At 66.5% G+C, this 2,336-nt stretch carries 4 protein-coding genes; 2 read left to right on the forward strand and 2 right to left on the reverse strand.

What is annotated here, in order from left to right; all coding sequences use genetic code 11:
• Both AB0469_RS41045 and AB0469_RS41050 read right to left on the reverse strand, forming a co-directional pair.
• On the reverse strand, positions 1-215 hold a 215-nt coding region (locus tag AB0469_RS41045), incomplete at its 3' end, for a hypothetical protein (protein WP_366456715.1).
• Complete coding sequence (locus AB0469_RS41050) at positions 208-354, reverse strand: hypothetical protein (protein WP_366456716.1); 147 nt, start codon at positions 352-354, stop codon at positions 208-210. The genes AB0469_RS41050 and AB0469_RS41045, both read right to left, overlap by 8 nt.
• 151 nt (positions 355-505) lie before the next feature.
• Here AB0469_RS41050 and AB0469_RS41055 point away from each other — a divergent pair, with 151 nt between their 5' ends.
• On the forward strand, positions 506-1,783 hold the full coding sequence (locus AB0469_RS41055) for a hypothetical protein (protein ID WP_366456717.1): 1,278 nt from the start codon (positions 506-508) through the stop codon (positions 1,781-1,783).
• Positions 1,780-2,336: GNAT family N-acetyltransferase (locus tag AB0469_RS41060; RefSeq protein ID WP_366456718.1), on the forward strand; the 557-nt coding region annotated here is incomplete at its 3' end. The genes AB0469_RS41055 and AB0469_RS41060, both read left to right, overlap by 4 nt.

Genomic DNA, 2,336 nt, shown 5'->3' on the forward strand with positions numbered 1-2,336 from the left:
TGGTCATAGGCGGGCTGGACATTTGCGACGGCCGTGGTGAACTCGCGGCCGGATGCGCCCCGGATGTAGGCCAGTTCCACCCAGCGCTCGTAGTCGGCGGAATCCGAGACGTTCTCGTTGACGACGGCCATCAGCTCACCCTCGACGCCTGAGGCGATGTCGCGGACGCGGCGGCGGAGGAGCCGATGGGGGACGTACTCGTATCGGTCAGTCATCGAAGGCCCCCTCGAAGGTGTCGAGGAAGAGTTCCCACCCGACGTGGGCACGGTCCAGCAGTTCCTGGCTGAGCTCGAACCTGCGTTCCGGCCTTGGCCAGGGGTTCTCTTGGGCTGCTCGCTCATCGCTCGTGGTCACGGATAGTCCTGCCTCTCGGCGTAGTGGCGTGGGCCCAAGTCCAGCGCCCAGGAAGGTGCCACGGCCGCTACGGGAGCGGACGTTCAGGCGGACGTTTCCCCTCACCGTCATCGAGTCGCCCTATCCTGGAATCGTCACGGACGATGCACGGATGGTGAGCGCGCTGGTGAAGAGGCTGGTCCCGTTACGTCAGGCTGCGGGATACACACAAGCGTCGTTCGTTTCGGCATTCAGTACGGAGGCGGCGCGACTCGGTATTGCGGCTGCAGTGAGTGTCCGCCAGTTACGGCGCTGGGAGAACGAATCCCCACCGCCTCTGCCCCACCCGGGTCAACAGATCGTCCTGGAAGCGATGTTCGGCGTCCCCCTTGCCGAGATGGGGTTTGAGGTTCCTCGGCATCGTGTGACGGTTTCTGCGCCAATCAGCGACTCTGGGAAGGTGAAGAGGAGAACCTTCGTCGCGGACGCGGGCGCCCTCGTTGCGGCCACGCTCATACCTGCGGCGTCGGGGCCGCGCGTGGGCAGAATCGAGCTTGGATGCTTGCGAGAGCGGCTGGAAGGGCTCTATCGGACGGACCACACCAAGGGGAGCGTGCCGGCGGCAATCCAGGCCGCTTCCATCGAGGCGGACATCACCAGGGTCCTGCGGAACGGGTCGTACACCTCGGCAGTGAGCCGTGAACTGCACACGATGCTTGCCGAATTGCACGGCCATCGGGCCTGGTACGGCTATGACGGCGGTCGCATCGGCGAGGGCAGGTCCGCATGTATGGAAGCCCTGGCCGCTGCTCAGCTTGTCGATGACCCCCTCCTCCAGATTTCCGTGCTGGAGACGCTCGTCCTGCTGGCGATCAAGGCAGATCGAACGTGGGAGGCGTCGAGCGCTGTGGAGAGCGCCTACCGACTTGCTGCCCGAGCCCAGGTGGGCGCGACCGTCCATCTCGTGATCGCTCTACGAAGTGCCAACGTGGCGATCCACTCGGGAGACCTGCCAAGTGCACGCAGGGCTCTCAGCCGCGCCGTTCAGTATCAGGGGCACGTGGACTCCGATGATGAAGTGCCCGACTGGGCCAAGTTCGTCGGCCCGTTCGAAGTCGATTACGCAACTGCCGATATGTACCTGCGAGCCGGCCAGCCACGGCGGGCGGTTCCCTTCCTACGGGCCGCCGTGCGTGGCATCACCGGCGGTCTGGCGAGGAACGGAGCCTCCTACCGGGTGCGGCTCGCCGGCGCCTTGCTCGCGGCCGGAGAGGTTGAGGAGGCGTGCGCCGAGGTAGACGGCGTACTGGATACGTGGGGTGGAATCGCGTCCCCCCGCTTGCTGGGCAAGGTGCGTGCGTTCGAAAGGTCGGCAGCCCCGATCGTCAGCCGCACTGCCGGCGACTGCGTGGCGCGGATCCGTGAAACCGTCCGAAAGGACCCGGAGTGAGTCAACCAGCACAGATCAGCGTCGTACGGCTCGACGGGCCGGCGGCAGCACGCGCCCAGGATGCCTTCCGCCTGGTTTACGCCGAGGCGTTCGCCGAACCGCCCTATGACGAAACCGAGGCGGAGGTGTCTGCCGCCTTCCGCCGTTTCCGGGGCCACACCCGCAAGAGCACGTTCGTCGCAGCCTTGGCGACGGCTGAAAGCGGCGAGCCGGTCGGCATGGCCTATGGGTACCTAATCGGCCCGCAGACGGACTGGTGGGACCAGCTGACGAAACCCGTACCCGAGGACATGCGCCGCGAGGACGGCCGCCGCACCTTCGGTCTCATGGAACTCGCCGTACGCGCCGCCTGGCGCCGACAGGGCATCGCCATGCGCCTGCACGAAACGCTGCTCGCCTCCGTCGACGCCGAGCGCGTCCTTCTGAACGTCCACCCGGACAACGAAGCGGCTGTGGCCGCGTACCGCGCCTGGGGCTACCGCAAGGTCGGTGATGCACTCCCCTGGGCCGGGGCATCCCTGCACGACGTGATGCTTCTCGATCTCGGTAGGAC

Source organism: Streptomyces sp. NPDC093801 (assembly GCF_040701585.1).
Taxonomy (GTDB): Bacteria; Actinomycetota; Actinomycetes; order Streptomycetales; family Streptomycetaceae; genus Streptomyces.

Excerpts from the sequence above, each read along its gene's own strand:
- AB0469_RS41055 (WP_366456717.1), top strand. The coding sequence starts at position 506 with ATGGTGAGCGCGCTGGTGAAGAGGCTGGTCCCGTTACGTCAGGCTGCG.